Annotated in this window: 1 protein-coding gene and 1 pseudogene; one reads left to right on the forward strand and one right to left on the reverse strand. The window is 66.5% G+C overall.

Annotation, left to right across the window (positions count from 1 at the left end; translation table 11 throughout):
* Nucleotides 1-762: pseudogene (locus X803_RS19730) on the forward strand (FAD-dependent oxidoreductase); the annotation flags it as partial.
* Between the two features lie 73 nt (nt 763-835).
* Here X803_RS19730 and X803_RS0112410 read toward each other — a convergent pair.
* Nucleotides 836-1,133 (reverse strand): IS30 family transposase (locus X803_RS0112410; protein ID WP_026545379.1); only part of this gene is annotated, 298 nt, incomplete at its 5' end.

The raw sequence follows: 1,133 nt of genomic DNA on the forward strand, positions 1-1,133 counted from the left end.
ATGGCCAAGCGCGACGACCGGCCGCTCGGCGTTGCAGTACGCACGTACTTCACCAGCCCCCGGCATGAGGATCCGTGGATGGAAGGCTGGCTCGAGCTGCCGGATGCTTCCGGCAAGCCGCTGCCCGGGTACGGCTGGGTGTTCGGTGTGGGCGACGGTACCTCGAACGTGGGGCTGGGGATTCTGAACTCCTCGGCGTCGTTCGGGAAGCTCGACTACAAGCAGGTGCTGCGCGACTGGACCGCCGGGATGCCCGCGGACTGGGGGTTCACTGCGGAGAACCAGGTGGGGGAGATCCGCGGGGCTGCGCTGCCCATGGGATTCAACCGGACCCCGCACTACTCACCCGGGATGCTGCTGCTCGGCGATGCCGGCGGGATGGTGTCGCCGTTCAACGGTGAGGGGATTTCCTATGCCATGGAGTCCGCGCGGTATGCGGCCGAGTTCATCGAGCGGTCCCTGTCGGTTGCGCCCGGACTCGCGCGGGACAATGTGCTCTCCGGCTACGCACCCTACATCCGGGACCAGTGGGGGAGTCACTTCACGCTCGGGCGGATCTTTGCGGGGCTGATCGGCAAGCCGGCCATCCTGCGCCTTGCGCTCCGGACCGGCATGCCGATCCCGGTCCTCATGCGGTTTGTGGTGCGGATGCTGGCCAACCTGACGGACACCCATGGGAAGGGGTTCGAGGACCGGCTGATCCACGTGCTCGAGAGCCTGGTCCCCGCGACAGACAACCAGTCCGCGGCCCGGACCCGGTAACCCCCGGGGAACTTTTGCGCACCTCTGGTGGGCTGAGCGGCGGCAGAGTCAAGTGGTCGGTGCAACGTGGGGGTTAGGCTGCCTGTTGCAGCATTTGGTTGAGTGCTTGGGCGGGGGTTTGCAGGTCCAGGGTTGGGCGGGGTCGGCGGTTGAGTTTGTCCTGGATGGTTTTGAGGTCCTCAGCGGTGTAGCCGGAGAGGTCGGTGGATTTGGCGAACCAGTGCCGCAGGAGCCTGTTGGTGTTCTCGTTCGTGCCGCGCTGCCAGGGTGAGTGCGGGTCGCAGAAATACACCGGTGCCTGCAGCTCGAGCTGGATCCGGTCATAGCCGGACATCTCGGTTCCCCGGTCCCAGGTCACCGAGCGGCGCAGG

This window comes from Arthrobacter sp. 35/47 (assembly GCF_000520475.1).
GTDB lineage: Bacteria > Actinomycetota > Actinomycetes > Actinomycetales > Micrococcaceae > Arthrobacter_D > Arthrobacter_D subterraneus.